Origin of the sequence: Saccharothrix sp. S26, from assembly GCF_021390395.1 — a bacterium.
Taxonomy (GTDB): Bacteria; Actinomycetota; Actinomycetes; order Mycobacteriales; family Pseudonocardiaceae; genus Actinosynnema.
This window is the reverse complement of sequence record NZ_JAJUWT010000007.1, coordinates 203,219-228,127: the sequence shown is the minus strand read 5'-3', so window position 1 is coordinate 228,127 and position 24,909 is coordinate 203,219. Positions and strand designations below refer to the sequence as shown.

Here is a 24,909-nt window from a genome sequence, read left to right as displayed (position 1 = left end):
CAATTATTGCCAATTGGATCTGGAGTACAAGTCCAATCGCGACGAAAGATGGCCACATGCTCGCCGCACTCACCCAGGTCCCGGTCACCGTCTCGCCCGTCCGCCGCATCCCGCAGCTCCTCGCGGGCCTCTGGCTCTACGGCGCGAGCATGGCGCTGCAGATCCGCGCCACCCTCGGCCTCGACCCGTGGGACGTGCTGCACGAGGGCCTGACCAAGATCACCGGCCTGTCCTTCGGCACGATCACCGCCCTCGTCGGCGTCGCGGTGCTGCTCTGCTGGATCCCGCTGAGGCAGAGACCCGGCGTCGGCACGGTCAGCAACGTGATCGTCATCGGCGTCGCGGTCGACGTCACGCTCGCGATCCTGCCCAGCCCCGCCGACCTGCTGCCGCGCATCCTCTTCCTGACCGCCGGCATCGTGCTGAACGGCCTGGCCGCCGCCGTCTACATCGGCGCCCGCCTGGGCCCCGGTCCGCGCGACGGCCTCACGACCGGTTTCTGCGCGCGGACCGGGACCTCGTTGCGCCTGGTGCGCACCGTGGTCGAGGTGACGGTGCTGGCGATCGGCTGGCTGCTCGGCGGCACGATCGGCGTGGGCACCGTCCTCTACGCGGTCACCATCGGCCCGCTGACCCAGGCGTTCCTCCCCCTGGTCACCTGGGTGAGCGAGCGACCCGCTTCCTGACCTCCACGTAGCTCACCCCGCGCGCCCCCAGCACCTCGGCCACGAGCCCGCGTTCGGCCAGCAGCGCCAGCAGCAGGTGCTCCTGGCCGAGCGTGCTGTGGCCGAGGTCGCGGGCTTCGACCAGGCTGCGCTCCAACGTCTTCTTCGCCGCCGCCGTGAACGGCAGGTGGTTGCCGAAGAACCGCCGCCGACGCCGGCCCGGCACACCGGCCAGCGCGCCTTCGCCGTGCGTGCGCTCCACCGACGCCACGATCTGGTCGACGTCGATGCCGAGCCGCCGCAGGGCCTCGGTGTCGGCGTCGCTGAGCCCGCCCTTGCGCCGGGCGGCGGCGAACGCGTCGACCACCTCGTCGTGCTCCAGCGAGAACTCCGCGAGCACCGGTGCGTCGAGCAGCGCCAACGCGAGGTGCTCCGGTCCGATCTCGGGCGCGTCGAGGCGTTCGGCCTGGACGACGGCCTGGTGGACGGCCTCGCGGGCGGCCCTGGTGAACCGTTCCCCGATCATCGGTCTCCCCCGTGCTTCTTGTGGACGGCCTGCCGGGTGACCCCGAGTTCGGCCGCGATCTCCTGCCATGACCAGCCGCGGGCGCGGGCGTTGCGCACCTGGACGGCTTCGAGCGTTTCGAGCAGTCGGCGCAGCGCGCTCACCGCTCGCAGCCCGACCCTGGGGTCTTGGTCGCCCGCCGCCGAGGCGAGCTCGGTTGCCTCCGTCATGCTGTCAACGTAGGTTGACACAAGCTCGGTTGTCAACCCAAGTTGACGCACTAGGCTCGGCGGGGATGCCGGAGATCACGACCGCCGAACGGCCCGGGGTGGGCCGTGACGGCCTGCCGCGACCCACCGAGGACCGCGTCGTCCGACTGCCGAACGCCGTGGTGCTGCTCGACGGCGCCACCTCGCCGACCCCGCGCGAACGCGACGGGGGCTGGCACTCCCGGCACCTGGCCGAGGAGCTGACCCGCCTCGACGGCGACCTGGCCGACGACCTGGCCGACGCGATCGCCCGCCTGGCCGCCCGGTTCGGCCTGACCCCGGGCGACTCGCCGTCGAGCACGGTCGCGATCACGCGCTGGACCGACACCGCCGTGGACGTCCTGGTGCTGGCGGACAGCCCGGTCGTCGTCTTCACCCGCACGGGTGTCGAGGTCGTCGCCGACCACCGCCTGCGCGACCTCCGCGGCCGGGTCGACCGGATCACCGACTGGCGCAACCGCGAGGGCGGCTGGTGGGTGGCGGAGGCGGAACCGGCCGCCGCGCACCGGGCCGTGCGGGCGAGGTGGCCGCGCGAGGAGGTCCGCGCCGTGGTGATGGCGACCGACGGCGTGTCCTGCGGGGTGGACGACTACGGCTTGTTCGCCGACTGGCAGAGCGTGTTGGACATCACGTCGGAAAAAGGGCCGGAAGCCGTGCTGGACGAGATCCGCGGTGCCGAAGCGGGTGACGCGGATCGCCGGAAGTGGCCGCGCGCGAAAGTGCACGACGATCAGGCGTTGGCGGTCATCCGATTCACGCCCGGTAAATGAGAAAAGCCCCTCGCGCTCAGCGGAGGGGCTTTCTCGAACGATCTGGTGGCCAGGGGCGGGGTCGAACCGCCGACCTACCGCTTTTCAGGCGGTCGCTCGTACCAACTGAGCTACCTGGCCAGGTAGCGGCTCGACCTAGCGGCCGAACAGCCTTGCGACCCAGACGGGACTCGAACCCGCGACCTTCGCCGTGACAGGGCGACGCGCTAACCAACTGCGCCACTGGGCCTTGCTCACTTCTGCCTTGCGGTCTCACTGTACAGCGTGCCCCCAACGGGATTCGAACCCGCGCTACCGCCTTGAAAGGGCGGGGTCCTAGGCCGCTAGACGATGGGGACCTGAATCCTCCGGCAGCCCTTGGGCCACCTTCTTTCCCAGGCCCTCCACGCTGTCCGGTGGAAGCATCGTAAGCATAGGGCACAAGGGTCCACACCTCCAAAACGGGGGGTGCACACGTTGTTGACCTGCGATTCCACCCCGGCTCGCGATCGTTCACGCGCCCGTCGGCGGGACGTGCCGCGTCACGCCGGCCCCGGAAGCACCGCGACGACACGGCGGCCCCTCCGGGAACGACGCGTCCCGAAGGGGCCGTGACCGTGACGTCCTACCGCTGGACCGGCGGCACGCCCCCGTCCTCACCCGGCGTGAGCCCGAGCATGTCGAGCAGCAACCGGCAGTCCTCGGCGCTGGTGGCACCCCGCGCCACCGACAGCCGAGCCCGGTGCACCCGCTCGTCCGAGATCCGCGACGGCTCACCGGTTCGCTGGGCCGGCACCCCACCGCCGCCCGGCCTGGACATCGTGTCGTCCTGGTTCCACAGGAACTGACGCACTTCAAGGGACCCGCTCATGACGCCTCCCCGACTTGAGGTTGGCGCGAGGCTAAGCGAGCCCGTCGAACCGCCGCAGCCCCCCGGAGAGTGATTCAGGGGCGACGCAGCGTCACTTTCCGTGTAGGCCACTTGGTGTCAAGCGCCGCGTGATGTGCTTGTCGCGAACGAGGAGGGTGCAACCCATGACCGAACCGGTACCGGGGCAGACGCCGGAACCCACCGAGCATGAACCCGCCGAGGGGGAGACCACCCCGGCGGGGCCCGCGGCGGCGAACCCGCAGGAGCTGTTCGGCAGCCTGTCGCTGTCGGCGATCGAGGCCGACATCGACCGGCTGATGAACGACAAGATGAGCCAGTTGGACGGGATGCTCGCGGGACTGGAGGACCTGGTGCAGCGCCTGGAGGGCGAGATCACCAACCTGGAGGCGCCGCCCGACGGGCCCGACACCGCGGGATCGGACGCCCCGAAGGGGTAGTCCCGGCGGCGCGGCCGGGCAAGGGGTTCGGCCATCGCTTACCTGAAGATTTCGGGTCAACCCACTCCCCAGGCCCACGTGCGCGTGCAACAATCCGAATTGCTGACACACCCCCGGTCAGCGCCTGTGGAGATCCCCTCCGGCCCCCGCGTTCCTCCCCCTGGCGCGGGGGCCTCTCCATGCACACATCTGTGACCCAGGCCACAGTTCAGGCGGCTCCGCAACGCAACCGTTATCGTGTCGCCGTGCCTCTTGGATCCCTTGGACGGTCGAAGTCTGGCCGGCATCGCCCGCCCGCGAATGAAGTCGACGGACCCGTGCCCGACGAGGAGCTGGAGTCGTACCTGGCCGCCCTCGCCCCGGAGACGGCGGACGCGGAGACGACGGCCGGCACCAGCTTCGGCAACGCGCAGGTCTACCAGCTCCGCCTCCAGCTGATGGCGAACGAGCAGCTGAAGGAGCTGGCCGCCGAACGGCAGACCTCGCCCCAGGCGCTGGCCACGGAGTGGGTCATGCAGCGGCTGGAGTGGGAAGCCCGCCAGCGCGGCTACTAGCCCGGCGCACCACGTGAAACGCCCCGGCCCCGAAGCCGGGCCCGAACCCCGATCGACGAGCAGGCCCCCGACCATCCCGGTCGGGGGCCTGCTCCGTCAGTGCCAAGACGTGAAGTTGTGACGATCGCCGCGATCAGACCTTGCGCACGTTCTGGGCCTGCGGACCCTTGGTGCCCTGGCCGATCTCGAACTCGACCCGCTGGTTCTCCTCCAGGGTGCGGAAACCCTGACCCTGGATCTCCGAGTAGTGCACGAAGACGTCCGGCCCGCCGTTCTCCTGGGCGATGAAGCCGAAGCCCTTCTCGGAGTTGAACCACTTGACAGTGCCCAGTGCCATGTACCTGCCTCCATCGCAGGAAAGCTTGGGGCTGCACCGTGCAGCCCCGGCCGTCCCGGGGCGTTTCCCCCACCGCTGGGGTGGGGACGGCACGCCCGCGTGTCGTTCCGCGAGCGTGAGACACGAACACAGAAACCACGGCCTGCGTGGCTGAGCGTATCGGTTGGTGACGCCCAGCACTACACCCCCGAAGTCATTGGTCCACCGGACAGCTACTTCTCCGTCACCTTGGGTGGTTCCGGCAGCGGCACGCCGGCCTGCCCGATGTTGCGCTCCAACGCCGACCGCCACTCGCCGGAGCCGACCATCTTCTCGATGGCCGCGCTGACCTCCGACCTGCCCTTGGCGTCGTCCTTGGCCAGCCCGATCCCGTACCGCTCGGTGGTGAACGGCTTGCCGACGAGCTTGAGCAGCTCGGGGTTCTCCGCCACGTACCCGGCGAGGATCACCTCATCGGTGGTCACCGCGTCGACGTTGCCCGCCAGCAGGGCGATCACGCAGTCGGAGTACTGGCCGTACTCCACGAGCTGCACGTCCTGGGCGAACTGGTCCTTCACCCGCTGCGCCGACGTCGAACCGGTGACCGAGCACAGCTTCTTGCCGTTCAACGTCTCCGGGCCGGTGATGTGGTCCTCGGTGAAGCGGACGAGCACGCCCTGGCCGGTCTCGAAGTACGGTCCGGCGAAGGACACCTGCTCCTTGCGCTTGTCGGTGATCGAGTAGGTGGCGACGACGAAGTCCACCTCGCCGGAGGCGATCAGCTTCTCCCGGTCGGCGGAGCGCGCTTCGCGCCAGGTGATGCCCTTCTCGTCGACGCCGAGCTGCGCGGCCACGTACTTGGCCACGTCCACGTCGAAGCCGACGTACTTGCCGTCGAGGCGGCGCTGGCCCAGGCCCGGTTGGTCGAACCGGATGCCGATGGTCAGCTTGCCGTCGTCGGCCTTGCCGGCGAGGGTGTCGTCGCTCGCGCCGCCGCACGCGGCGATCAGGGAGAGGGCCGTGACCAGCGCGGTCGCGGGCAGCAGTCGTCGGAACAGCATGAGGTGCGAACCTCTCGGGGTGCTCGGGAACGCGGGCGCGGATCGACGCGCCGGACGTTGGCCATGCTAAGCAAACCGAGCGGTCCTCTTGATGCGATAAAGGTCGCAGTGGTCCACTCCACTGCGCCGTTCGGAGCAGTTCCCGTTGTGAGCCCGCCGACTCCGCGCTACGACGGGAGCAGCGCGCGCCTCGGCGCAACCTGCAGGCCCAGTCGCCGTATCGCCTTGTTCACGTGACCCTCGGGGACGCCCCAGCGGATCGGCGCGGGGACGAGCAGCGCGGCGGCCCGGGCGGCGCGCAGCAGGGCGGTGGCGGCGGGTTCGGGGTACGGGCGGTGGCCGTGCAGGGCGATGGCCCACTCCGGTTGCACGGAGTACGCCAGGTGGCCCAGCAGCGGCTCGTAGGCGTCGAGGCCGAGGCGCAGCAGGCCGTCCACGGGCGGGCGGTGCAGGAACCGGTACACCACCTCGGAGTCCGCGGTGCGCTTGAGGTCGGGGAGCACGGCGGCGAAGTAGTCGGCCATCTCGGCGGCGCTGCCGGGCACCTCGTCGGAGTGCAGGCCGACGAGGGCGGCGGTGCGGCGTTGTTCGGCGTAGTAGCGGTCGACCTGGGCGTCGGTGAGGCGGTAGCCGGCGCGGCGCAGCACGGTGAGGAAGCAGTGGACCTCGGCGCAGTGCACCCACAGCAGCAGTTCGGGGTCGTCGACGCGGAAGCTGCGGCCGTCGGCGTCCTTGGCGCGCAGGCTGCGGTGCACGCCGCGGACGCGGGCGGCGGCCCGTTCGACCTCGTCGGTGGAGCCGTAGCTGACCGTGCCGACGAAGTCCGCGGTGCGCCGCAGGCGGCCCAGCGGGTCGCGCTGGAAGCTGGAGTTCTGCACCACGGCGGCGACCGCGCGGGGGTGCAGCGACTGGAGGTAGAGGCTCGCGATGCCGGCGACCCACATGGCCGGGTCGGCGTGCAGCTGCCACGTGACGGTTCCCGGTCCGAGCAACCCGACGTCCACCACCCGATCGTGTCACGCTCTCGGATTTCCGTCACCCCCCGCGACCAGCCGGAACAGGCTGGGGCGTAACACCTTCCGCGTGGTGGACGATTCCACGTGACAGCTTGGAGCCTCGGAGCGGGTGCTGGGATGAGCAGTGGCAGGGGTGTCGCGTTCGCCGGAGTGGCGCTGTTACTGGCGACCGGCGCGCTCGTGACGCTGGCGCTCACGGTGGACGACCCGCGACCGGTCGATGTGCGGCAGGTGCAGCTGAGTCCGGTGGAACCGGGGGTGCTCAGCGCCACCTACACGACCACCTTGGAGATCGCGCGGCCGACGACGGTGCTTGTGGTCGTCCCGCCGCCCGAGCCGCGGCCCGTGCCGCCGATCACCACCACGACCACCGTCGCCGTGACGACGACCTCCGAGCCGCCCGCGCCGCCCAGCGCGCCGGAGAGCTCCACGTCCACCACCCCGTCGTGGGGCGAGAACTGCGACCACTCCTACGTGACCGAGGGGCCGTGCGTGCCGTGGCGGTTCCCGCGCGGGGTGCGGCGGTTCTGCGAGTGGCTGCGCGAGCAGGGGACCACGCGCATCGAGGTGGTCGGCTGGGACCGCCACTACCTGGATCGCGACCGTGACGGCATCGCGTGCGAGCGTGCCGACTGACGGCCCGCGCGGACCTGAGCGTTGAACTCGGGGGTCCTGAACGTAGGACACACGCGTTCCGAACGTAGGACACACGCGTTCTGAACGTAGGACACACGCGTTCTGGAGGTAGGACTCGCGCGGGGGTCAGCGGTCGGCCAGGCGGTCCAAAGCGGTGCCCACGCGGTCGGTCAGCAGGGACAGCGCGCCCACCGTGCGGGTGGTCGGGTCGTCGGTGGAGCCGCCGAGGGCCCGGGCGCGGACGTAGGCGGCCTTCACCTCCTGCCAGCGGGTGGCCTGGGCCGGGGTCAGGGTGCCGCGCAGCTCGGCGAGCTTGAGCAGGTTCGCCTCGGCGTCCGAGGTCAGGGTCTGCGCCTCGCCCGCGTAGTGGTCGTCGATCACGGCGGCCAGCTCGGCGTCGTTCATCACCGGCACCACCTTCTCGGCCAGCTTGTTCATGTTGCGGTAGGAGCCCTGCAACCGGAACGGCGGCTCGACGCGCGAGGCGTCGGACTGGGCGGCCGAGGCGATGTAGGCCCGGTTGTTGGCCAGCACGACCTCCTGCACCCGCAGCAGCTTGCGCAGCACGGACAGCACCTGCTCCAGCTCCACCGACGGGTACGGGTGCGCGAGCCGGTCGGCCCGCACGTCCTCGCCCCGCGCCATCCGCACGAGCAGCTCCACGTCGCCGCGATCACGCGTGGACAGCGGGGCCAGCACCGGGTTCGACGTCAACGCGTTCTCGACGTAGCTCAACGCGAACAGCTCCTCGCGCCCGGACAGCACGTCGCCCAGGTTCCACACGTCGGCGCGGTTGGCGAGCATGTCGGGGACGCGGAAGCGCTGCCCGGACTCGGTGTACGGGTTGCCGGCCATGCACACCGCGAACCGCTTGCCGCGCAGGTCGTAGGTGCGCGTGCCGCCGTCCCACACCCCTTCCATGCGCCGCTGCGCGTCGCACAAGGAGATGAACTTCTGCAGCAGTTCCGGTGACGTGTGCTGGATGTCGTCCAGGTACAGCAGCACGTTGTTGCCGGCCTCCAGCGCGAACGAGATCTTCTCGACCTCCTGCCGCGCGGTGGCGTTCGGCGCGTCCGCCGGGTCGACCGACGTCACGTCGTGGCCCAGCGCCGGGCCGTTGACCTTGACGAACACCAGGCCGAGCCGGTTGGCCACGTACTCCATCAACGTGGTCTTGCCGTAGCCGGGCGGGGAGATGAGCAGCAGCAGGCCCATCTGGTCGGTGCGCTTGCCCTCGCCCGCCGCGCCGAGCTGCTTGGCCAGGTTGTCGCCGATCAGCGGCAGGTACACCTCGTCCAGCAGCCGGTTGCGCACGAACGCGCTCATCACCTTCGGCCGGTACTCGTCCAGCCGCAACCGCGCCCGTTCGGCGGCCACGACCTCGTTGCGCCGCCGCTGGTAGGCCCGGTAGGCGGGCACGCGCTGCTCGCGGAACGCGCGCGTGCGGGCCAGCAGCTCGTCCAGCCGGAAGGTCAACGACCGGTCCACGACCCGCGGGTGCGTGCCGAGCAACCCGTCCACGGTGGTCGTCAACTGGGCCGACGACTCGTGCCGCGGCAGGTCGCGGCACAGCTCCAGCGCCACGGCCTCCGGCAGGTCCGGATCGGCTCGACCGCCCAGGAACGCCTCGTACCAGCCCTGGACCAGACGCCGTCGCACGTCGAGGTCGGCCAACGCGCACAGGTCCTCGTCGAACTCCTTGCGCCCGCCCAACGCCCGGTGGAACGCGTCGACCAGAGCACGCGCCCCGGCGCTGGTGGCGAACCCGAACGGCGCGCCGCACAGCTCCTCGAACAGGTACTCGCCTGCCAACGGGTCGCCGGCCGCCGCGGCCAGCTCCGCGCACAGCTCGTCGATGGCCGCGGTGTGCCCGAACGCCTCCCGCGCGCGTCCCAGCGACACCGCCCGCCGTTCGAACGCGGCCCGCACGTCCTCGTCCGCCGAGGCCCAGTACAGCTGCGCCGCCGCACGCGCACCCGGCGGGTACCGCAGCACGCCCGCGCCCGCGTGCAGCCGCAGCACCGCGTCGAGGACGCGTGCCGCGTCGTGGTCGTGCACGCCCCGCTCGTAGCCCTCGTCCAGCCGCGACTCGGCCACCTGCCGCACCAGCTCGGGCAACCGGTCCTCGGTGACGGCGGCGTGCAGCGCGTCCACCGGGTGCGTGGCCAGGATCGACGTGGCCAGGTGCTCGGCCCGGTACACCTCGGCCGTCTCCGACACCAGGAGCTGGTCCCAGAACGGCCGGGTGTCGGCGAACGCGGGGTCGCGCACGGGCGAGCGGAAGTCGGTGCCGGTGAGGGCGAACGACAGCACGCCGTCCTTCGGCACCAGGGTCAGGTCGACCGGCTGGGTGTTGACCGCGAACCGGTGCCTGCCCAGCCTGATGGTCTCGCCGTCGAACAGGTCGAGCCGGTCGCGCAGCGCGCGGCCCGCCTCCTGCCACGCGGCCAGCAGCCGCCCGTCGAGCTCCTCGGCCCGCACCTGGTCGCCCAACGCCCGCAGCTCGTCGGCCACGGAACGGACCTTGGCCACCATCGGGTCGGCCGCGAAGTAGGTGTTGACCTCGTCCAGCGAGGCCGGCGACGCCACCCGCCGGGTGATGCCCGCGAGGATCCGGTCGGCCGAGGACGCGAGCCGGTCCGCGCGGCGGGCGCGGTCGTCCAGCAACGCCTGCTTGCGCGACGAGAACGCCTCGTAGACGTCGGTCCGCTTGGTCTCGAGCCGGGCGAGGAAGTCGTCGAACTCGCCGAACCGCGACTCCAGGTTCTCCAGTTGCAGCAGCAACCTGCCCAGTTGCTCGTCGCACCGCTGCGGGGTGTCCGCGACCGCCAGCGCGCCGGTGATCGCCTGGCCCAGCAACGCGAACTCCGCGGCGAACTCGGCCCGGCCCTCGGTGGCCACCAGGGCACGCCGGCGACCGTCCACGGTGGCCCGCGCCCGGTTCAGCCCGCCCAGCACCTCGCCGATGCGCTCCAGGATCGACGTGCGCACGGTGGCGTCGGCGATGTCCAGCGAGCCGACGACCTCGGTCAGCACCTCCAGGCCGTGCTGCTGCTCGGCCAGCTCCTCGACCACGGGCGCGGCCTCGGCGACCGTGCCGATCGCGTCGGCCCGACCGACCAGCGCCTCGACCCGCTCGTGGTAGCCGGTGAACGCGTCGTCACGCCGCAGGTGCTCGACCGCGCGCCGCGCCGTGACGCCCAGCTCGTCGTCCAGCGACGCCACGAGCGCGTCGATGCGCGCCACGTCGGCGTACCGCAGCTCCTTCAACGTCACCAGGTGCCCTTGCGCCTGCCGCAGGTCGGCCAACTGCCGGACCCACGCGTCCGCGGTCGTGGGCGCCTCGCCGCGCACCCGGCGCACCACCGACGCGATCCGCTCGTCGGCCTCCGCCACCGCGGCCGCCGCCCGGTCGGTCAGCTCCCGCACGGCCTCGAACTCGTCCAGCACCTGCTCGGCCGTCGCCCGCACCTGCGTCAAGGGGCCGCGCAGGTCCTCCAGCTCCGGCTCGCCCAGCCAGTGGTAGGTGTCGAGCACCCTGGTGCACGAGGCGATCAGGTCCTCGAACACCGCCACCGACGGCGCCATCTCGCCGACCACCCGGCTCACCGACAGGCAGTCGGAGACGCCGCGCACCAGGTCGGCGTTCCCGACCTTCTCCAACGGCCCCGTGCCCACCGGCTGGGCGGCGGCGTAGGCGTCGGACAGGTACGGCGTCCGCCACACCTGCATCGGGTGCACCCGGGTCGGCTCGTCGTTCATCGCGCGGAACACGACCAGCGTGCCGTCGTCGAACAGCGAGTACCCGTGGCACGACAGCGGGTTCGCCACCTCCTTGCGGATCACGTTGTACGGCAGCAGCAGAGACCGGCCGTCACGGCGGGCGTGGAAGACGTACAGCACGTCCTCGCCGTTGGTGGAGCGGATGACCCGCTCGAACTCCAGCTCGTCCACCGGGGTGTCGAACGTCTTGCTGACGCCCGTGGCGAGGTAGTAGCCGCCGGGGAAGATCAGGCCCTGGTCCTCGGGCAGCCGCCGGCACGCCTGGCCGATGCCGTCCAGCCGCACCACCGACCGGGTGCGGGTGTTGAACACCAGGTGACGCCACGCGGTCTCGTTGTACGGGCGGATGCGCAGCAGGATCAGCGAGCCGACCCGCGCGTACTGCACCTCGCCGTCGGCCAGCGACTGCAACGGCTCGTCCACCGGCTCGGTGTAGACGCCCTCGCCGGTCTCGGTGTTGTCCTCCACCTTGATCGTGAGGTCGCCGCCGATGGTCTCGACGAACACCTCGTCCTCGATCGAGATGTGCGGGTGCCGTCCCAGCACGTGGTGCTCGCGGCCCGTGACGACCCATTCGAAGCCGTGCGACGGCGGGAACACGTGGTCGCGCTCGCCCCGGTTGTCCAGGTACTCGACCGTGCCGTCCACGTCGACCCGCCAGCGCAGCACCCGGACGTCCTCGATGCGCGCGCCGGTCTGGAACACCGCCAGCAACCGGCCCTCGACCCGGCGCAGCTGGATCAGGCGCGTGTCGCGGTAGTACCGGTACAGCTCGGCGAAGTCGCGCTCGAACCTCGGGTCGCGCAGGAGGCCGGGCAGCTCGTCGTCGGCCGCGTCCTCGAACCGGAACGCGTCACCGTCACGGGTGAAGCGGTGCAGCGAGAACACGTCGTCGACGGTCGTCTCGGGCTTGAGGCCGATGAAGACGTTGTAGCCGAACAGCATCAGCCCGGCCACCTGCACCACGTCACGCGGCACGCAGTTGTGCTCGGTGCGGATGCGCTCGGTGCCCAGCAACCTCAGCTCGGCGCTGCCGAACACCTCCAGCCGGCGCGCGTTGAGCGCTTCGGCCCGGCGGGCGAGCCCGGCGGCCTGCTCGGCCAACCGGGCCCGCAGCACCTCGTAGGTGCCCGCCTCCAACGTCGGTGCCGCGTCCGCTGGCGTGGTCACGACAGCGAGGCGACCGGCCGCTCGGCCACGCCCAGGCGCTGCGCGGCGGCCAGCAGCTCGCGCAGCTTGCCCTCGTCCGGCCCACCGGAGTTGATCAGCTTGAGCAGCAGCGCGGACACGGTCAGGTTCTTCACGTCACCGGTGCTGAGAGAGCCGAGCAGCCTGCCGATGTCGTCGGTGAAGCTCGCCGACCCGTCCAACCACGGCCCGGCGAGGGTCCGCGCGACCTCGGAGTGCCCGACGAACCCGTCCACCTGCTTGCCCACGGTGATCGCGCCGACGATCCGGTCGAAGAACATGCTGTCGCCGCCGACGATGTCGATGTCGGCCTTCTCCAAGCCCGCGGCCAGCACCAACGCCTGCGACTCGGCCACCTGCCGCTGCACGTCGATCCCGGCCAGCCGGACCTCCTTGTCGGCCTCCAACCGCAGCCGGTACTCCTCGTGCTCGCGGGTCGCCTCGTCCAGCGCGGCCATCGCGCCCGCCTTGTCGGACAGGCCCTCCGCCTCGCCCTTGAGCTTCTCGCGGATCGCCAGCGCGGCGACCAGCGCCTTCTCCTTCTCCACGGCGGCCTCGGCGCGGCCGACCTTCTCGATCGCCTCCGCGTCGCGCTCGCGCACCTGCACGTCGGCGAGACCGGTCGCGGCCGCCTCGGCCTGCTTGCCCTCGGCCAGCCGGATCATGGCGCGGGTGTCCAGCTCGGCGGCCTGCTGCCGGGCCTCGGCCAGCAGCAGCTCCTCGCGGGCCTTGAACTTGGCGGCCTGCTCGGCGGCCTCGGCCGCCTTGATGTCCTTGACCAGGCCCTCCTGCGCCTGCGCCTCGGCCTTGATCACTACCGTCTGGCGCTGCCGCTCGGCCTCCTCGACCGCACGCAGCCGCTTGATGATCTCCTCCTGCTCGGCCACGGTCTTCTCCACCGCGATGCGCTCGCGCACCACCTCGGCGATGGACCGCTTCTCGGCCTCCAGCTCCTTGTCCGCGGCGATCCGGGTCAGCTCGGTCTCCCGCTCCCGGCCGATGACCTCCAGCATCCGGTCCTTCTCGATGCGCTCGGTCTCGATCGCGATCACGCGCTCGCGGTTCTTCTCCGCCACCGCGATCTCGCGCGCCTTGTTCTCGGTCTGGATCCCCAGCTGCTCGTCCGTGCGGATGTGCGCGGTGTTGGCCTTGAGGCGCTCCTCGGCCTGCACCTTCGCGATCTCGGCCTCCTCGCGGGCGCGCATCGTCTCGACCTCGCGCTTCTGCTTGATCTCCGCGTCGGCCTGGCGGCGCTCCAGCTCCAGGATCGCCTCGCGCGCCTCGACGTTCTGGCGCGTGATCTCCTTCTCCTCGTGCCGCGTGAACTCGTTCGTGCGCACGTGCTCGATCGCGGTCAGCTCGGTGATCTTGCGGATGCCCTGGGCGTCGAGGATGTTCGACGGGTTGAGCTGCGCCATCGGCGTCTGCTCCAGGTAGTCGATCGCCGCGTCCTCGAGGCTGTAGCCGTTGAGGTCGGTGCCGATGACCTGGATGATCCGGTCGCGGAACTCGTCGCGCTTGGTGTAGAGGTCGATGAAGTCGAGCTGCTTGCCGACCGTCTTCAACGCCTCGGAGAACTTGGCGTTGAACAGCTCCTGCAACGTCTGCTCGTCGCTGGCGCGGGCGGTGCCGATCGCCTGGGCGACCTTGATGACGTCCTCGACGGTCTTGTTGACCCGCACGAAGAACGTGATCCGGATGTCGGCCCGGATGTTGTCCTGGCAGATGAGGCCCTCTTGGCCCGCGCGGCGGATCTCGATCGTCTTCACCGAGATGTCCATGACCTCCGCGCGGTGCAGCACCGGCAGCACCACCGCGCCGGTGAACGTGACGTCCACCTTGCGCACCTTGGAGATGATCAGCGCCTTGCCCTGGTCGATCTTGCGGAACAGGCGGCTGACCAGGATCAGCACGCCGATGACGACGACCAGGACGACGGCGACGAGAATGCCGAACCCGGTGGTGATGACATCCATCAGTGGTCCCCCCGTGTGAGAGTCGGGCCGTGTCCGAGGTCGAGGGACGCGACCCAGAAGAACTCGCCGTCCGCGTCGTAATCGAAGATCAGCGCGGTGGCGCCCGCGGTCAGCGGGTCCTCGCCCGGCTGCCGCACCTGCACGACGGCCGACGAGCCGTCCGCGGCGGTGACCTCCGCCTGGCCGAACGTCCGCGTCACGCGACCCGTGCGGATGACGCACGTGCGGCCGACGAAGTCCAGCCGCGACGCGGGCGGGTCGGCCGGGAACAGCCGCTTCAGCGGCGTCATCACCAGCCGGGTCAGCACCAGCCCCGCGGCGAGCGCACCGCCGAGCACGCCCGCACCGGCGAGCGTCGACGGCGGCTCGAACACCACCACGCCGGCCAGGCACGCGAACCACGAGAACGCGATCAGCAGGGACAGCCCCAGGGTCGCGGGCACGCCACCGATGTCCAGCTCGACCCAGTCCGCGTCCGCCGCGCCGAAGGCGACCAGCAGCCAGTAGGCCACCACGATCACCAGCGGCACGGTGAGCACCGCGACCGGGAATCCCAGCGACGCCGCGAAGAACTCCCCCATGCACCCCCCTTGCACGGGACACTAACCCGTTTCCGGCGGCCACCAGGGGCGAATGACGCAACGCGGTCGAACCACCCCGGTCAGTGCACGAGCAGCCCCGACACCCGCGTCAGCGGGTTGCCCGCGTAGCTGACCACCGCGCCGTCGGCGAACGGCATGGACCGGATGCTCATGCCCGCGAAACCCTGGTCGGTCACGAACCAGCCCCACGTCGTCAGCCACGGCCGGTCGTCGCCCGGCACCACGTCCGGCGTCGGCCGCACGCGTTCCTGCACCACGTACGGCTGCCCCGCCACGTCGTCGAGCACCGCGGCCCACTCCCGGTCAGTCAGCAGCCAACCGGGGTGCACACCCGCGCCCGCGAACCCGCCCGCCGCCTTGACGATGAGGTTCTCCCGGTCGGCGCGCAGCCGGTCGCGCGGCACGTCGTGAACCAGGCGGGTCCACGGCACCAGCCGGTCCACCAACGCCCGCTCGTCGTCGGTCAGCTCCTCGCGGCGCTCCGACAGCAGCGCGATGGTCGACTTGCTGCCGTAGTAGTAGCTCGACAACGGCGTGTACAGCTCAGTCTTGTGACCCTTGGCCAGCAGGTCGGCGTACCCCACGGCCTGGGCGGCGGAGAAGTACCGGACCGCCACGTCCAGCCGGGCGCCGCGCAGGTGCAGGTAACCGTTGCGCTCGGTCAGCTCGTCCAGCTCGCCGAGCAGCACGTCCACGCCCAGCCGGGCGCACGTCTCGCGGAAGCTCGCGAACCCCTTGGCGAACCTGGCCAGCATCCCGCCCTCTTCCAGGAACGCGACGGTGCGGTCGCGGCCGATGGCGTCGAGCAGCTTCTCCACCGGGTTGAAGTACGTCAGCTCGTGCTCGCGCACGAACGGCTGGAAACCCGGGTTCTCGTGGATGACGCGGGCCAGCTCGCCGAGGTCGGGGCCACCGAGCTGCGAACCCGCGTTGACCTCCAGCAGCCGGAAGTCGTCGCCGACCCGGTAGATGTCCGCGCGGCCGTGCATGGGCGGGCGGTCCGAGCCCATGATCGCGGCTTCGGCGGGCGGGATGCCCAGCGCCTCGGCGAACCGCGTGAAGCTGCCGTCGAACATCCTCTTGGGCAAGGAGAAGAGGAGCTCGAAGAAGTCCATGACGTCCGCCGCGATGCGGTGCGCGGTGTGCTCCTCGAGGAAGAACGGCCGGTCGACCAGCCGGTGGCCGTAGGCGGCACGCAGGGCGGGCGGCAGGTCGAGCCGGCGCATCACCCCGTGCAGGCCCTCGTCGTCCAGGTACGCCTGCGTCACGTGGTCGGTCACCGTCGCCGCTCCTCCGGGTCGTGGGTCGGCGCACATGATGGCCGAGCGCCCAGCCCACGAGAATCCCCCGAAGCGCCGTGCGGACGTCCGCCGCCGGGTCGGGGGCTTTCCGCCTCCGCGAACGCTTCGGGGGCGGTGACTAGGACTGGGGCAGCTTCACGGTCTTGCGGGTGCGCGGCGCGGACGGCGGCGGCACCACCGGCCCGATGTCCCCGTCCGGCGCCTCGTCCAGGTCGACGATCACGGGGGCGTGGTCGCTGGGCCCGGTGCCCTTGCGCGCGTGCCGGTCGACCCACGCCGCCTTCACCCGCGCCGCCACCGGCGTCGACGCCAGCACCAGGTCGATGCGCATGCCGAGGTCCTGGTGGAACATGCCAGCGCGGTAGTCCCAGTAGGTGAAGACCCGCTCGTCGGGCCACCGGTCGCGGACCACGTCGTGCAGCCCGACCGCCTGCAACGCCGCCAGCGCCTCCCGTTCGGGCGCGGTCACGTGCGTGTGGCCGACGTAGGCCGCCGGGTCGAACACGTCCGCGTCCGCCGGCGCGATGTTCACGTCACCGCAGACCACGACGTCCCGCGGCCCGGCCGCCACCACGTCCCGCAACGCCGCGAGCCAGGCGAGCTTGTAGTGGTAGTGGTCGGAGTCGGGTGACCGCCCGTTCGGCACGTAGACCGAGTGCACCCGCACCCCACCACACGTCGCCGCCACCGCCCGCGCCTCGGGGTGCGGGAACCCGGGCCCGTCCGCGAGCCCGTCGACGACGTCGTCGAGCCCCACGCGGGACAGGATCGCCACCCCGTTCCACCGGCTCTCGCCGTGCGCCGCCACCTCGTACCCGCGAGCGGCCAGCTCGTCACCGAGCAGCGCGACGAAGGCGTCGTCGGCCAACTTCGTCTCCTGCAGGCAGACCACATCGGGCCGCCGCTGGTCGAGCCACGGCAACAACCGGGGCACCCGCTGCTTGACCGAGTTCACGTTCCAAGTAGCCACCCGCACAACCCCACGGTAGTCCGAACGCACCACCGCGACGCATCCCCAACCCCCTGACCAGCCCCACCAGCCGACCCCCGCACCCGAACGTGACACCACCCACACCACCGCCCCGACCACCCCGCTCACCACGGGCGCCGGTCTCGGTAAGCTGTCGAGCACGGGCTGCTAGCTCAATTGGCAGAGCAGGAGACTTTTAATCTTCGGGTTCAGGGTTCGAGTCCCTGGCGGCCCACCAGACTCATCGGTTCCGATGGGAAATGCGGGCAGGCGTCCTCGGGCCGCCGGCTTGGTCCGGTCGGCGGAGGCGTGATCGGCTCGGCGGTCGTGTTGGTCGATCGGCTCGCCTTGGCGTCCACCTGCCACGATCGGTTGGCTGCGCCCGTCCTTGGTCGTGTGCCGTAATTGCGAGATAAGTGGCGGGAATGGGTGGCGGGGTTTTATGGATTGTCAGTAAAACCTGTGGGTGGGAACTCCACCGGAACGGGTGATTGCGGTGGCGGTTGGGGGTGGTGGGGGATAAGTAGGAGGTATGCACTTCGCTGTGGCGCTCGCCCTCACGGCCTCGTTCACCGTCGTGTCCGGGGATCTGACCAGCTATGACCCGCGCGTGCCCGTCGGGGCCAGGGCGGAGGTGGTGGTCGCGCCCATAGGGGCCGGCGGGACGGTGGTGTGGTTGCGCACCAGTGGGTTGCTGCCCGATCGGGACTACGGCGCGCACGCCCACGTGAACCCCTGTGGACCGGCGCCGGCGGATTCCGGGCCGCATTACCAGCACGTCCAGGGTGGTGCGACGGATCCCGCGTTCGCCAACCCGTCCAACGAGATCTGGCTCGACTTCACCACCGACTCGCACGGCCGAGCGGAGGCGTGGGCTCGGGTTCCGTGGCAGTTCGGCGAACGGCGCGCCCAGTCGGTCGTGCTGCACGAGGAGCACACGCACACCGAGCCGGGTCACGCGGGCACGGCGGGGGCTCGGGTCGGGTGCATCACCGTCCCGTTCTGACGCTGTCGTACCCCGCCGGCACCCTGCGCCCATGACCGCGCACATCGACATCCACCCGTGGGCCGAGGGTGACCTCTGGTTGCTGCGGCGGCTGAACGCGCCGGAGGTCACCACGCACCTCGGTGGCCCGGAGTCGGACGAGCGGGTGGCCGACCGGCACCGGCGCTACCTCGTGCTCGGCGACGGCCGGATGTTCCGCGTCGAGGTGGACGGCGTCCCCGCGGGCAGCATCGGGTACTGGACGAAGCCGTGGCGCGGCGAGGCGGTGTGGGAGGTCGGCTGGAGCGTGCTGCCCGAGTTCCAGGGGCGCGGGGTGGCCTCGGCGGCGGCACGGGCGACCGTGGTCGCCGCGCGGGCGGACGGCAGGCACCGGTGGGCGCACGCGTTCCCCTCGGTGGACCACCCGGCGTCCAACGCGGTGTGCCGCAAGGCCGGCTTCACCCTGCTCGGCGAAGCCGATGTCGAGTACCCGCCGGGCCGGTGGATGCGGTGTCACGACTGGGCGCTGGACCTGCGACCCGACCTCGACCCCGGCTGATTCGGTCGTGTGGCGACGGCCACTGGCCGGGGTGGGTGACAATGGACGGCGATGTCCACCGCGCTGCACGCCACCAAGCCCCTGAAGATCGGCCCCTACCCGGTCGATCCCGCCGTCGTCCTCGCGCCCATGGCGGGGATCACGAACGTGGCCTTCCGGCAGCTGTGCCGCGAGTTCGGCAGCCCCACCTCGCTGTACGTCTGCGAGATGATCACCGCCCGCGCGATCGTCGAGCGCGACGCCAAGACGATGCAGATGATCACGTTCGGCGAGGGCGAGCACCCCCGGTCGATGCAGCTCTACGGCGTCGACCCGAAGTCGATGTCCGAAGCCACGAAGATCATCGTCGGCGAGGACCGGGCCGACCACGTCGACATGAACTTCGGCTGCCCGGTGCCCAAGGTCACGCGCAAGGGCGGCGGCGCGGCGCTGCCGTACAAGAGGCAGCTGTTCCGGCAGATCGTGCGGGCCGCCGTACGCGCCGCCGAACCCGCCGGGGTGCCGGTGACGGTCAAGTTCCGCATCGGCATCGACGACGACCACCTCACCTACCTCGACGCGGGCCGCATCGCCGAGGACGAGGGCGCGCAGGCCGTCGCCCTGCACGCCCGCACCGCGGCCCAGCGCTACTCCGGCCAGGCCGACTGGTCCGCCATCGCGCGGCTGAAGGAGGCCGTGACCAGCATCCCCGTGCTCGGCAACGGCGACATCTTCAGCGCCCGCGACGCCCTGGACATGGTCGCCCGCACCGGCTGCGACGGCGTGGTCGTCGGGCGCGGCTGCCTGGGCAGGCCGTGGCTGTTCGGCGAGCTGCAGGCGGCGTTCCGGGGCGAGCCCGTCCCGCCGGGGCCGAGCCTGGGCCAGGTCGGCGAGATCCTGCGCCGCCACGGCGCGCTGCTCGCGGACTTCCTCGGCGAGGACAAGGGCCTGCGCGACCTGCGCAAGCACATGTCGTGGTACCTGAAGGGCTTCCCGGTCGGGGCGGAGCTGCGGCGCAGCCTCGCCATGGTCTCCACCCTGACCGAGCTGGACGACCTGGTGGGCCGGCTCGACCCGGCGCTGCCGTTCCCCGACAACGCCGACGAGCCGCGCGGCCGGCAGGGCTCGCCCGGCAAGGTCGTGCTGCCCGAGGGCTGGCTGGACGACCCGGAGGACGCCACCGTGCCCGTGGGCGCCGACGAGCTGCACTCGGGTGGCTGACGTGCTCGCGCGCGCCGCGACGGCGCTGGCGTGCGCCCTGGTGCTGGCCGGGTGCGGCTCGGCGACGAGCGGTGTGGCCCGTCCGCTGCGGGTCACCGACGTGGAGCGCGAGCTGGTGTCGGGCTACTTCGCCGACCTCAACGAGGCGGGCGGGCAGGGCACGTCCGAGCAGCGCGACCTGCTCAAGGACACCCAGCACCCCGATTTCCGCGACGAGGACTGCCAACTGCCCTCGGGCACGATCAGGGTGCAGCCGACGATGTCGACGCTGCGCCTGGACCCGGCGTGGACGCCGCCCGGCACGGAGGAGCACCCGCGCGGGGTCGTGCTGGTCGTCGCGGTCACGTTGACCGTGGTGCAGGAGGGCTCCGAGATCGGCAGCCAGATCGGCTCGCAGCACGTCGTGCTGCTCAACGGCAAGGCCTACGGCTTCGCCCCTTGCGTCAATTGAGGTGACGCGGGCCCGGTTGACCACGCTGGGCAAACTTCGTGACAGTTCGATCACCGAATGTCACTAGTTCGGAGCAGTGCACGGTCAACCAGTCGAGGGAAATCCCTCTGTGACGCGTCCCGCCGGCTCAAGCGTCGCCTCGTATCAGACGACACCTTGGCAAGGAAGGAGGTGAGCGCGTTGACCGCACTGCGACCCGAAGTGGCCCAGTTCGACCACGACGGCCAGCCCGGAGGAGACCTGCCCACGTCCGAGCACGAGGGCACCGGCCTGGTGCAACTGCACGAGTCGATCGCCGCGCTCCTCGCCTCCCGCGGCCAGTGGCGGCAGGCCTACCAGCACCTGCGGTCCGCGTTCGACCTGGTCTACGCCGACCAGGACGAACCGCCGCAGGTGCCCGAGCAGCTGCGCCGCGAGGTCGACCGGCTGCGCCGCGAGCACGCCGAGGCGCGCGAGCAGAGCCTGCGCGACAGCCTCACCGACAGCTACAACCGCCGCTACCTGGACGAGCGACTGCTCGACATGGTCGCCGAGCGCGGGTCCACCACGTCCGGCCTCGCCATCGCGTTGATCGACCTGGACTGGTTCAAGCAGGTGAACGACACGTTCGGGCACCTGTTGGGTGACCGGGTGTTGCAGCGCGTGGTCGAGCTGTTGCAGGAGGAGCTGCCCGAGGGCGGGTTCTGCGCCCGCTACGGCGGCGAGGAGTTCGTCCTCGTGCTGCCCGGCGTGGAGCCCGCGCCGGCGGTGGAGATCGCCGAGGCGGCCCGCCTGCGTGTCGAGCGTCACGCCTGGGCTTCGCTCGCGCCGGGTTTGCGAGTGACCGTCAGCATCGGGCTGGCCTACGAGCCGCCCGCGGCGGGGTCGCCGACGCGCCCGCCGGTCGCGCCGGAGCAGCAGCTCCTGCGCGCGGACAGCCTGCTCTACACCGCCAAGCAGTCAGGACGCAACGCCGTGGCCTACCGGGAGAACGGCCGCGTCCGCCTGGCCGGTGCCGCTTCCGGGCGACGAGGTATAGCTGAATCGCGGGTCGTCGGTTACTGACACCGAACAGCAACTCACCCCTTCGGACGTAGTCTGCTGCGCACAACCGAGTACTGCCGACCCCTGTATCACCGGGAGTGGTCGTCAGGACTGGCGGTCATCCGTAGTATCGCCAAGGCAAGTGACACGCCGTTGGTGCAACCAATGTGTCCTTGCCGTCGTCAACTCGTGATGACGACCGACTAATGACCGACGCTGAAGGGAGACCGGGTGCCCGACGAGCCCCGCCGTGGCGGCCCCGGACCCGGAGGTGACCAGGCCCCGCAGGAGGACCAGCCGACCGGTCGTCGCCGCAGGTCGCTGGACGGTGGCGGGCTGAGCGTGTCCGACCTGCTGGAGCAGCACAGCCGCACGAACATCCCCCGCCCGGTCCCACCCGGTCCGTCGGACACCGGCCGCCGCGCCGCGCCCGAGCCGGAGCCGCCCCGCAGACCCGCGCCGCCCGCGACCGGTGGTCACGCGCCCGAGAGCACCGGTCGCCGTGCCGCGCCGGAACCGCCGCGCAGGCACGCGCCCGAGGACACGGGAACCCGGCCCAGGCCGGCGAACGGCGCACCACCCGAAGGCCGCCGCGCCGCCGCACCGCCCGCGAACGACTTCTTCTCCGCCACCGGCGAGGGCACCGGCACCAGGACGCCGCGCCCCGGCCCCGAGGGCACCGGCACGCGCCGCCGTCCCGAGGAGCCCGGCCAGGCACGTCCCGGTCGCCCCACGCCCCCGCCGGCGAACGGTTACGCACCGGCCGGCGAGCCGAGCAGGCGCATCCCCGCCAACGGCCGCCCGCGCACCGAGAACACCGGCCAACGCCCGCGCCCGGACGTCCCCGGCACCCCGCCGGGTCGACGGCTCCCCGACGTCGGCGGGCCCCTCGTCCCCGACGCGCCCGGGCGGACCCCGGACGGCAGCGGACCGCGCCCGCGGCCGGACGACCTCGCGCCCGACGCGCCCCGGCGGATGGGCGAAGGCACCGGGCAACGCCGACGACCCGACGACCTGGCTCCCGACGCGCCCCGCCGCGCCGCCGAGGGCACCGGGCCACGCCGACGACCCGACGACCTGGCACCGGACGCGCCGCGCCGCCTGGCCGAGGGCAGCGGACCGCGCCCGCGTCCCGAGAACGCGCCCCGCCGCCCGGCGGACGGACCGCGCCAACGACCCGACGACTTCGGGCGCCGCGCCCCCGAGGGCCAGGCCGCGGAAGGCATCGGCAGGCGGCTCGCGGACGGACCGCGCCCCGGCGAGAACACCGGCCGCCGCCCGCACCCCGGTGTCCCGGCCACCGGCAGCGGCCCGCACGACCTGACCGGCGCACCCCGACCCGGTCGCCGCCCGGCGGACGGCCCCCGTCCCGGCGTGCCCGGCGAAGACCCGACCGGTCGCCGCCCCGACGGCAGCGGCCCGCGCCGCCTCGCCGACGGCCCCCCAGTACCTCCGGTCGACGGCCCAGGCCCCCGCCGCTTGGCCGACGGGCCTCCGGTACCTCCGATCGACAGCAGCGGCCCCCGCCGCTTGGCCGACGGCCCGCCGGTTCCCCCCGTCGACGGTCCTGGTCCGCGCCGCCTCGCGGACGGTCCCCCGGCGCCCCCGGTCGACAGCAGCGGCCCCCGCCGCCTCGCCGACGGCCCACCGGTACCCCCGATCGACGGCCCAGGCCCCCGTCGCCTCGCCGACGGTCCCGCGGTTCCGCCCATCGACAGCCCAGGCCCTCGTCGCCTGGCGGACGGTCCGCCCGTGCCGCCGGTCGACGGCCCGGGCCCGCGCCGGCTCGCCGACGGTCCCCTAGTACCGCCCGTCGCACCCGGCGACGGTCCGCGCCGCCTCGCGGACGGCCCTGCGGACGGCAGCGGCCCGCGGCCCGTCGGGGACGTGGCCGGGCGCAGGTTCGCCGACGACGCCGAGGCCGAGCAGGCACCGCCCGTCATCGCCGCCCGCCTCGACGGCGGCCCCGAGCCGCGCGAGGCCATCGACCCGGCCAGCCTGACCACGGAGATGGAGGCCATCAGCGACGACGTCAAGAAGCGTCGCGAGGTCGACCACACCCTGGCCCGCTTCTCCGCCGTCCACGACGAACTGGCCGAGCAGGAACGCCTGCGCAAGGAACGCCGCCAGAAGCTCATGCCGTGGAAGGCCGACCACGACGAGGACGCCACCGAGTACGCCTCGCCGGTCGACGGCCCCGAGGACGAAGGCCCCCGCCGCCGCGGCCGCACGGCCAAGCACAGCAAGATCGTCCGCACGATCAAGGTCGTCTCGCTGGCCGCCGCCGTGCTGGTGTTCGTGTCCACAGGTCTGGGCTGGGGCGCGATGTTCTACATCGACAGCAAGATCACCGAGATCGACGCGCTGAACTCCAACTCGGCCGCGGTGCACGAGGCGGAGAAGCAGCTCGGCGACGAGAACTTCCTCATCGTCGGCTCGGACACCCGCGCGGGTGCGAAGCCGCAGGACGGTGTCGGCGACGCGAACTTCGAGCCGGGCGCGCGCTCGGACGTGCTGATGCTCGCCCACATCCCGGCCGACCGAAAGCGCATGGTCGTGGTCTCCGTGCCGCGCGACCTGCTCATCAGCCGGCCCCAGTGCGAGCGGTGGGATCCCTCCACCGGCCAGTACACCGGCGAGCAGCTCGACGCCGAAGAGGACGTCAAGGCCAACGAGCCGTACGCGGTCGGCGGGCCCAAGTGCGTCAGCAAGTTCATGACCGAGCTGACCGGCTTGGAGATCAACCACTTCATCAGCGTCGACTTCAACGGCTTCAAGGGCATGGTCGACGCCATCGGCACCGTCCCGGTGTGCGTGCCCAAGCCGATGAAGGACGACGAGCTCGGCGTGATCTTCGACAAGGCGGGCCGGTTCGAGATCAACGGCACCAAGGCGCTGGACTACGTGCGGGCGCGCAAGGTCGCGGGCGAGGACAAGACCGACTACGACCGCGTCAACCGGCAGCAGCAGTTCCTGTCGTCGTTGCTGCGCAAGGCGTTGTCGTCGGAGATCCTGCTCAACCCCGGCAAGCTCAACGCGTTCCTCAACGCGTTCGCCTCCTCCACCGTCGGCCAGAACATCGGCGTGAACGACATGCTGACGCTGGCGCAGTCGATGCGCAGCCTCGAAGCGGGCCGGGTCACGTTCGTGACCATCCCCCACGAGACGTCCGAGGGGCCGACGACGGCCAACGACGACAACCTGGAACTGCTGAAGAAGGAAGACACGAAGGCGTTGTTCCAGGCCATCATCGACGGCACGCCGCTGCCGGAGGAGACCCCGGACACCGCCGCGACCGACCCGAACCAGGGCCAGACGCAGGCTTCCGCGCCGCCGCCCGGCCCGAAGCAGGGCAAGGTCGTCGACCACAAGGGACTCAAGATCCAGGTGCGCAACGGCGACCCGGACAACGGCGGCGCGGCCGGCCGGGCCTCGGCGGCGTTGCGGGAGCTCGGCTACGACGTCGTCTTCTCCGGTGACGCGCCGCCCGCCGAGAAAACCGTGATCCTGTACGGGATCGGCGGTGAGGACGCGGCGGCGACGCTGGCGTCCTCGGTGGCCGGCGCGACGCTGCAGTACCAGGCGAACATGGCCGGCGCGGTGCAGTTGCTGATCGGACCCGGCTGGGACGAGGAGGTCCGCGCGCCGCAGGCGGCGGGCAGCGAGCCGGGCAAGACGGGGCCGCCGGAAGACCTGTCCGTGGTCAACGCGGGCAAGGACCCGTGCGCCTAGGCCGACTGGACGTCTCGGGTTCATCGTCGGTTCACCGGG

At 71.7% G+C, this 24,909-nt stretch carries 22 protein-coding genes and 4 tRNA genes; 12 read left to right on the top strand and 14 right to left on the bottom strand.

Features of this window, described 5'->3' with window-relative positions:
* Window positions 1–56 precede the first annotated feature (56 nt).
* Window positions 57–686 carry a YitT family protein gene (locus LZG04_RS13505; RefSeq protein WP_233816681.1) on the top strand — a complete coding sequence of 210 codons (630 nt, stop codon included), beginning with the start codon at window positions 57–59 and terminating at the stop codon, window positions 684–686.
* Here the strand turns inward: LZG04_RS13505 and LZG04_RS13500 are convergent.
* Window positions 655–1,191 carry a Clp protease N-terminal domain-containing protein gene (locus LZG04_RS13500; protein WP_233816679.1) on the bottom strand — a complete coding sequence of 179 codons (537 nt, stop codon included), beginning with the start codon at window positions 1,189–1,191 and terminating at the stop codon, window positions 655–657. The two genes, LZG04_RS13505 and LZG04_RS13500, sit on opposite strands and share 32 nt — an antisense overlap.
* Window positions 1,188–1,400 (bottom strand): helix-turn-helix domain-containing protein, encoded by a 213-nt coding sequence (locus LZG04_RS13495; RefSeq protein WP_077010893.1) that lies wholly within the window; start codon window positions 1,398–1,400, stop codon window positions 1,188–1,190. The genes LZG04_RS13500 and LZG04_RS13495 overlap by 4 nt, the downstream gene beginning before the upstream one ends.
* A 65-nt stretch (window positions 1,401–1,465) precedes the next feature.
* On the opposite strand from LZG04_RS13495, the gene LZG04_RS13490 reads away from it, so the two are divergent.
* Complete coding sequence (locus LZG04_RS13490; protein ID WP_233816677.1) at window positions 1,466–2,209, top strand: protein phosphatase 2C domain-containing protein; 744 nt, start codon at window positions 1,466–1,468, stop codon at window positions 2,207–2,209.
* Between the two features lie 43 nt (window positions 2,210–2,252).
* Here LZG04_RS13490 and LZG04_RS13485 read toward each other — a convergent pair.
* The 4 genes from LZG04_RS13485 to LZG04_RS13470 form a co-directional block, all read right to left on the bottom strand.
* A tRNA-Phe gene (locus LZG04_RS13485) sits at window positions 2,253–2,329 on the bottom strand.
* Between the two features lie 35 nt (window positions 2,330–2,364).
* Window positions 2,365–2,438: transfer RNA gene (locus LZG04_RS13480), tRNA-Asp, on the bottom strand.
* Between the two features lie 36 nt (window positions 2,439–2,474).
* A tRNA-Glu gene (locus LZG04_RS13475) sits at window positions 2,475–2,547 on the bottom strand.
* A 266-nt stretch (window positions 2,548–2,813) separates the two neighbouring features.
* Window positions 2,814–3,059: a hypothetical protein gene (locus LZG04_RS13470; protein WP_233816675.1), complete on the bottom strand. Its 246-nt coding sequence runs from the start codon at window positions 3,057–3,059 to the stop codon at window positions 2,814–2,816.
* A 164-nt stretch (window positions 3,060–3,223) separates the two neighbouring features.
* Between LZG04_RS13470 and LZG04_RS13465 the strand changes: the two genes are divergently transcribed.
* Window positions 3,224–3,517 (top strand): hypothetical protein, encoded by a 294-nt coding sequence (locus LZG04_RS13465; protein ID WP_233816674.1) that lies wholly within the window; start codon window positions 3,224–3,226, stop codon window positions 3,515–3,517.
* Window positions 3,518–3,834: 317 nt separating this feature from the next.
* Complete coding sequence (locus tag LZG04_RS13460; protein ID WP_233816672.1) at window positions 3,835–4,071, top strand: hypothetical protein; 237 nt, start codon at window positions 3,835–3,837, stop codon at window positions 4,069–4,071.
* A gap of 133 nt (window positions 4,072–4,204) precedes the next feature.
* On the opposite strand, the gene LZG04_RS13455 is transcribed toward LZG04_RS13460, so the two are convergent.
* The 3 genes from LZG04_RS13455 to LZG04_RS13445 all read right to left on the bottom strand — a co-directional run bounded on the left by LZG04_RS13455 (window position 4,205) and on the right by LZG04_RS13445 (window position 6,452).
* Window positions 4,205–4,408 (bottom strand): cold-shock protein, encoded by a 204-nt coding sequence (locus LZG04_RS13455; RefSeq protein WP_015105489.1) that lies wholly within the window; start codon window positions 4,406–4,408, stop codon window positions 4,205–4,207.
* A 212-nt stretch (window positions 4,409–4,620) separates the two neighbouring features.
* The gene (locus LZG04_RS13450; protein WP_233816670.1) at window positions 4,621–5,448 is read right to left on the bottom strand and encodes a glutamate ABC transporter substrate-binding protein; all 828 of its coding nucleotides are present in this window, start codon (window positions 5,446–5,448) and stop codon (window positions 4,621–4,623) included.
* 167 nt (window positions 5,449–5,615) lie between these two features.
* Window positions 5,616–6,452 carry an oxygenase MpaB family protein gene (locus tag LZG04_RS13445; RefSeq protein WP_233816668.1) on the bottom strand — a complete coding sequence of 279 codons (837 nt, stop codon included), beginning with the start codon at window positions 6,450–6,452 and terminating at the stop codon, window positions 5,616–5,618.
* A 129-nt stretch (window positions 6,453–6,581) separates the two neighbouring features.
* Here LZG04_RS13445 and LZG04_RS13440 point away from each other — a divergent pair, with 129 nt between their 5' ends.
* Complete coding sequence (locus LZG04_RS13440; RefSeq protein WP_233816666.1) at window positions 6,582–7,100, top strand: excalibur calcium-binding domain-containing protein; 519 nt, start codon at window positions 6,582–6,584, stop codon at window positions 7,098–7,100.
* A 126-nt stretch (window positions 7,101–7,226) separates the two neighbouring features.
* On the opposite strand, the gene LZG04_RS13435 is transcribed toward LZG04_RS13440, so the two are convergent.
* The 5 genes from LZG04_RS13435 to LZG04_RS13415 form a co-directional block, all read right to left on the bottom strand.
* Complete coding sequence (locus tag LZG04_RS13435) at window positions 7,227–12,053, bottom strand: DNA repair ATPase (protein ID WP_233816664.1); 4,827 nt, start codon at window positions 12,051–12,053, stop codon at window positions 7,227–7,229.
* Window positions 12,050–14,047, bottom strand: a complete 1,998-nt coding sequence (locus LZG04_RS13430; protein ID WP_233816662.1) for an SPFH domain-containing protein — start codon at window positions 14,045–14,047, stop codon at window positions 12,050–12,052. Before LZG04_RS13430 ends, LZG04_RS13435 begins: the two co-directional genes overlap by 4 nt.
* Entirely contained in the window at window positions 14,047–14,628 is a 582-nt protein-coding gene (locus tag LZG04_RS13425; RefSeq protein ID WP_233816660.1) for a hypothetical protein, read from the bottom strand. The genes LZG04_RS13430 and LZG04_RS13425 overlap by 1 nt, the downstream gene beginning before the upstream one ends.
* An 80-nt stretch (window positions 14,629–14,708) precedes the next feature.
* Window positions 14,709–15,929 carry a hypothetical protein gene (locus LZG04_RS13420; RefSeq protein ID WP_233816658.1) on the bottom strand — a complete coding sequence of 407 codons (1,221 nt, stop codon included), beginning with the start codon at window positions 15,927–15,929 and terminating at the stop codon, window positions 14,709–14,711.
* A 139-nt stretch (window positions 15,930–16,068) separates the two neighbouring features.
* The gene (locus tag LZG04_RS13415; RefSeq protein ID WP_233816656.1) at window positions 16,069–16,926 is read right to left on the bottom strand and encodes an exodeoxyribonuclease III; all 858 of its coding nucleotides are present in this window, start codon (window positions 16,924–16,926) and stop codon (window positions 16,069–16,071) included.
* A 156-nt stretch (window positions 16,927–17,082) separates the two neighbouring features.
* Here LZG04_RS13415 and LZG04_RS13410 point away from each other — a divergent pair.
* The 7 genes from LZG04_RS13410 (at window position 17,083) to LZG04_RS42495 (ending at window position 24,870) form a co-directional block, all read left to right on the top strand.
* Window positions 17,083–17,158, top strand: a tRNA-Lys gene (locus tag LZG04_RS13410).
* 294 nt (window positions 17,159–17,452) lie between these two features.
* Window positions 17,453–17,926: a superoxide dismutase gene (locus LZG04_RS13405; RefSeq protein ID WP_233816654.1), complete on the top strand. Its 474-nt coding sequence runs from the start codon at window positions 17,453–17,455 to the stop codon at window positions 17,924–17,926.
* Between the two features lie 31 nt (window positions 17,927–17,957).
* Window positions 17,958–18,464: a GNAT family N-acetyltransferase gene (locus tag LZG04_RS13400; protein ID WP_233816652.1), complete on the top strand. Its 507-nt coding sequence runs from the start codon at window positions 17,958–17,960 to the stop codon at window positions 18,462–18,464.
* Between the two features lie 51 nt (window positions 18,465–18,515).
* Entirely contained in the window at window positions 18,516–19,664 is a 1,149-nt protein-coding gene (dusB, locus tag LZG04_RS13395; RefSeq protein ID WP_233816650.1) for a tRNA dihydrouridine synthase DusB, read from the top strand.
* On the top strand, window positions 19,657–20,115 hold the full coding sequence (locus LZG04_RS13390; protein ID WP_233816648.1) for a hypothetical protein: 459 nt from the start codon (window positions 19,657–19,659) through the stop codon (window positions 20,113–20,115). The genes dusB and LZG04_RS13390 overlap by 8 nt, the downstream gene beginning before the upstream one ends.
* A 180-nt stretch (window positions 20,116–20,295) precedes the next feature.
* Window positions 20,296–21,159 (top strand): GGDEF domain-containing protein, encoded by an 864-nt coding sequence (locus LZG04_RS13385; protein ID WP_233816646.1) that lies wholly within the window; start codon window positions 20,296–20,298, stop codon window positions 21,157–21,159.
* A 210-nt stretch (window positions 21,160–21,369) separates the two neighbouring features.
* Window positions 21,370–24,870: an LCP family protein gene (locus LZG04_RS42495; RefSeq protein WP_233816644.1), complete on the top strand. Its 3,501-nt coding sequence runs from the start codon at window positions 21,370–21,372 to the stop codon at window positions 24,868–24,870.
* Window positions 24,871–24,909 lie beyond the last annotated feature (39 nt).